This is a genomic window from Acidovorax delafieldii 2AN (assembly GCF_000175235.1).
GTDB classification, from domain to species: domain Bacteria; phylum Pseudomonadota; class Gammaproteobacteria; order Burkholderiales; family Burkholderiaceae_C; genus Acidovorax; species Acidovorax delafieldii_B.
Genome location: NZ_ACQT01000284.1, coordinates 1 through 4,337, shown reverse-complemented (window position 1 = coordinate 4,337; position 4,337 = coordinate 1). Strand labels below are relative to the sequence as shown.

Sequence of the window (4,337 nt, the reverse complement as noted above, 5' to 3'; positions counted from 1 at the left end):
CCACGGGCGACTCGACCCGCACGCCCCGCGCCAGCTGCTCTGCCACCAGGTCACGCAAGGTCACCGACTGCAGGTAGGCCAGCACCTGCGCATTGAACGCCGTCCAGAGCGACCCGGTCATCGACACCATCTGCGCCGGCCCGCGGGTGGCGGCCTCCTCGGCCACCCGCTGGTTCTCGACCGCCACGACGATGTCGGCCACCGACACCTGCTCGGGCTTGCGGGCCAGGGCATATCCGCCGCCAGGGCCGCGCGTGCTGTCCACCAGTCCCGCCTTCTTGAGTGCGCTGAAGAGCTGCTCAAGGTGGGACAACGATGTGCCCTGGCGGGCGCTGATGGTGGACAGCGCCACGGGTCCTTTGTGCTGGCGCATGGCCAGATCGGTCATTGCAGACACGGCCAGCTGGCCTCGGGTGGTAATTCGCATCTTCACTCCTTGTGAACATTGATACCTCCGGGCCTGGGGCTTCAACCCTGGCCCGGTCCATGGGTCCAATGTAGTGGGTCGGACACTTCGCGTATATTCGTTTTATCGAGACAAACACTGCGGCTTTTTCGAAATATGGCGACACCGCGATGAACTTCAAGCATCTCAAGTATTTCTGGACGGTGGCCAAGGCCGGCGGCGTGGTGCGGGCTGGCGAACAGCTCCACACCACACCGCAGACCCTTTCAGGACAGATCAAGCAACTGGAGCAGTGGCTGGGGCACGACCTGTTCCGCAAGCGGGGCCGCGGGCTGGAGTTAACCAGTGAAGGCCGGGTGGCGCTGGGCTATGCCGAACAGATCTTTGCGCTGGGGGACGAACTGGAGAAATCCGTGCGCCTGGCACGCGGACAAGCCCGAACGCTGGAATTTCGCGTGGGCATTGCCGACTCGGTGGCCAAGCCCGTTGCCTACCACCTGCTGGAACCCGCCCTGGGTCTGGCAGACCGCGTGCACATGATCTGCCACGAGGGCAAGTTTCCGGAACTGCTGGCCCAGCTCACGCTGCACCGCCTTGATCTGGTGATTGCCGATGAGCCGGTGTCGAAGAAGGTGGGTGTCAAGGCTTTCAACCACGCGCTGGGCACCAGTGCCATGAGCTTCTTCAGCGCCCCGGCGCTGGCCAGCCAACTGCGCGGGCCTTTTCCACAGTGCTTGCACGGCGCACCCATGCTGATCCAGGGCCCCATGTCCTCGGTACGCCAGCAGTTGGACCACTGGTTCACCAAGTACCAGCTTCAGCCGCACATCGTCGGGGAGTTCGATGACAGCGCCCTGATGAACGCCTTTGGCCGCGAGGGCCGCGGCGTCTTCACCTCGCCCAGCGTGCTGGAAGATGAAACCGTTGCGCAGTTTGGCGTGGAGGTGGTGGGCAAGACCGCTGAGCTCGTGGAGGAGTTTTTTGCCATATCTGTGGAGCGCCGGATCACGCACCCCTGCGTTTCCGCCATTACCCGCGCGGCACGGGCGCAGCTGTTTGCGCATTGAGCCGGCGGTTGGCACCATGCGCGTCCCGCGAGCCCGATGGGTCGCACGGCCGGTGGCCAGCGTCGGTCAGCCTCTGGGACGGAGCTGTTCCCTTCATGCACCCCGTAACAGGCAGATGCCTCGGCAAAGCACTGCCTGCACCACGCCCGCACAGGCCAAGCCCTTGGGTGGCCGCACCACCGCACATCCACCGCAGGGAGCGCCATCGCCACAGTAGCGCTCCCGTCTGCCGCGGACTCCTCAGAACGCGGGGACGACGGCACCCTTGTATTTGTCCTGGATGAACTTCTTCACCTCAGGGCTGTGCAACGCCTTGATCAGCTTTGCGATGTTGGCATCGTTGGCACGGTCTGCACGCGCCGCAACGATGTTGGTGTAGGGCGAATCAGCGCCCTCAATGAACAAAGCATCCTGCGTGGGGTTGAGCTTGGCCTCGATCGCGTAGTTGGTGTTGATCAGGGCCAGGTCCACGTCGGCCAGCGCGCGGGGCAACAGAGGCGCTTCCAGCTCCTTGAATTTCAACTTCTTGGGGTTTTTCACCACGTCCAGCGGCGTGGGGGTCAGGCTCTTGGGATCCTTCAGTTCAATCAGGCCCTGCTTGGCCAGAAGAATCAAGGCACGACCGCCATTGGAGGGGTCGTTGGGGATGGCCACGGTGGCGCCGTCCTTCAAGTCCTTCACGTTCTTGATCTTGCTGGAGTAGGCGCCAAAGGGCTCCACATGGACCTTGCCGTTGGGCACGGCCACCAAAGTGCTCTTGCGGTCCTTGTTGTAGCTGTCCAGGTAGGGCTGGTGCTGAAAGAAATTTGCGTCCAGTTGCTTATCCTCGACCGCCGCGTTGGGCTGCACATAGTCGCTGAACTCCTTCACCTGCAGATCCACGCCCTGCGCCTTGAGCTGGGGCTTCACAAAGTTCAGGATCTCGGCGTGCGGCACAGCCGTGGCGGCCACTTTCAGCACGTCGGCTGCGTGGACCCCTACGGCCAGGGTGGCGAAGGCAAGCGCGGACAAGGTCTTCTTCAACATGAGTGGCTCTTTCTAAAAGGTGGTGGTGCTTAGACATACGGGTTAACCCGTAAAGCACCGCAGCGTATAGAAGTGAGGAAGATTCGGCAGCTCTTTAGTCTCATTTGCATATAAAAATTATGTTTTTTAGAAGATCGCTAAGGGTTCCCGTGACACGTCTTTCGGTAGAGAGTCCACGCGCCTGCATGAGCGTTTCGAAGGCTGACCGGAACCGCCGCGATATGTGAGGAAGCGCTGGTCTGGGCGACTGTTGATTTCCATGCAACCGTAACCCACCGGGGGTTAGTGGGTCACTTCTGCGTGGAAATCAACAGTCGTAATCACGATTGCCTGATTACTCATGGGCACAGCTTAGGCACAGCGTGGGCACAACTTGGGCACAAAACAAAAAGGCCCACCGAAGTGGGCCTTGACGACAAGCTAAGTGCTTGATTTTATTGGTTGCGCGAGAACTTTGGGTTATGAGGCCACAAACCATACGAGTAGGTCGTTCGGTTTCAATCGTGTGGGTGCGTGCTCCTCCTCTATAAATGGGGATGTCAGCTGTGACACAGTGCCCCCATTGACCCCTCTCTACATCCAAAATTGTCACGCTGGGCTTCATGCGCTGCTTCACTGGCATCGGCCTACGCCCGACCATTGGGCATGCATTCAAGCCTTATCGCCGCCGCCTCATTAGTGGCCCGCCGCCCATCTTCACCATACTTGCCCCATCTAAAGACTCAGCGATCGGCATTCGGGCTTGCACTCGCTCGTTCTCTACCACTCAGCCTCTGCCAGAAAATCCATCCCGCACGGCGCCAAAAGACGGCGATCGGGGCCATTGGGAAGTAGTTTCTGCGAACTACGACAAATGCGGGTGTTTTTCGACCCAATTTGAAGGGATGTGCTCCCGAGAATTCCCTGTATGGATACATTCTCGGGTCACCCGTCAATTACCGCCGATGCGCAGGCACTATTGGCCGCAGTAGGCATCCCCGTATCACTCGAAGGTGCACGACCAGCCCTGGCAGTAGCCAGAGCTTGTTTGAGGGCCGCAGCTGTGAAGTGGCCAGACGCCCCGCTGCAGGAGTGGTTGCACGTTGCAGACGATTTAGCCAGTTCGCTCAGCAATATAGCTGCCAGCGATCAGAAATGGGCAGTCCGTCTATCGAACCATCCACTTGAAATATCTCAGCCTCTAAAGGGCTTTTTGGGCTGGGGGCCTTCGGCGACGGTGGGCGTTGAGTTCGCCCTCACAGCAATCATCGGCCGGGCCATTGCACAGCGAGCAGAACAACGATCAGTTCTCCACGCACAGCTAATTACAGGATTGCTTACCCTGCGGCGAGCTCATCAACAAAAAGGGCAACGCAGCCCAGACTGGAAAAAGCTGCTCGCTGTCGACCTTGGATCGAGGCAAGAACTCGAAGCGATTCGGGACAGTATGGAGCCGACCAGTCCCACTTTCGCATTTGTTTCCCACTTGCAGGAACTCGCGCGCGCCTCGTGTATTGGACCACAAACCAACCAACACCGTCTGTCAAAGAATGGCATTGCTGAGACAGCCACGACGGTCCTGACGCCGGCACGCGAATTCGCCGATGAGCCAGCCGATATAGCCCCTGCTGAATTTGCGAATGAGATCGAGGAAGACGAACCGTCGAGTGTTCCGGATATTTCAACTCGGATTGCCGCGGCCGACTTCTGTAGCTTCGGAGAAAAACTGGGCCTACATCACCGAGATCAGCTGCTGCCCGATGACCTTCGGCTGACTACACGGCGCTTGGTCCAGTACCTGAGCGCCGACGATGTCGGCCAGCAGAATTTTGCTCTCCTGGCACTGGTCAGTTTGGTCA

General features: G+C 59.6%; 4 protein-coding genes. 2 read left to right on the top strand and 2 right to left on the bottom strand.

Annotation, left to right across the window (positions count from 1 at the left end; genetic code table 11):
- Positions 1-427, bottom strand: a 427-nt coding sequence (locus tag ACDELDRAFT_RS19690; protein WP_005799807.1) for an Rrf2 family transcriptional regulator, incomplete at its 3' end; no start/stop codon positions are given.
- Between the two features lie 149 nt (positions 428-576).
- On the opposite strand from ACDELDRAFT_RS19690, the gene nhaR reads away from it, so the two are divergent.
- Positions 577-1,473 (top strand): transcriptional activator NhaR, encoded by an 897-nt coding sequence (nhaR, locus tag ACDELDRAFT_RS19685; RefSeq protein ID WP_005799806.1) that lies wholly within the window; start codon positions 577-579, stop codon positions 1,471-1,473.
- Positions 1,474-1,713: 240 nt separating this feature from the next.
- Here nhaR and ACDELDRAFT_RS19680 read toward each other — a convergent pair whose 3' ends face one another.
- A complete protein-coding gene (locus tag ACDELDRAFT_RS19680) occupies positions 1,714-2,499 on the bottom strand; it encodes a MetQ/NlpA family ABC transporter substrate-binding protein (RefSeq protein ID WP_005799805.1) in 786 nt (261 codons plus the stop codon).
- 907 nt (positions 2,500-3,406) lie between these two features.
- On the opposite strand from ACDELDRAFT_RS19680, the gene ACDELDRAFT_RS25230 reads away from it, so the two are divergent.
- Positions 3,407-4,337, top strand: a 931-nt coding sequence (locus tag ACDELDRAFT_RS25230) for a hypothetical protein (protein ID WP_005799804.1), incomplete at its 3' end; no start/stop codon positions are given.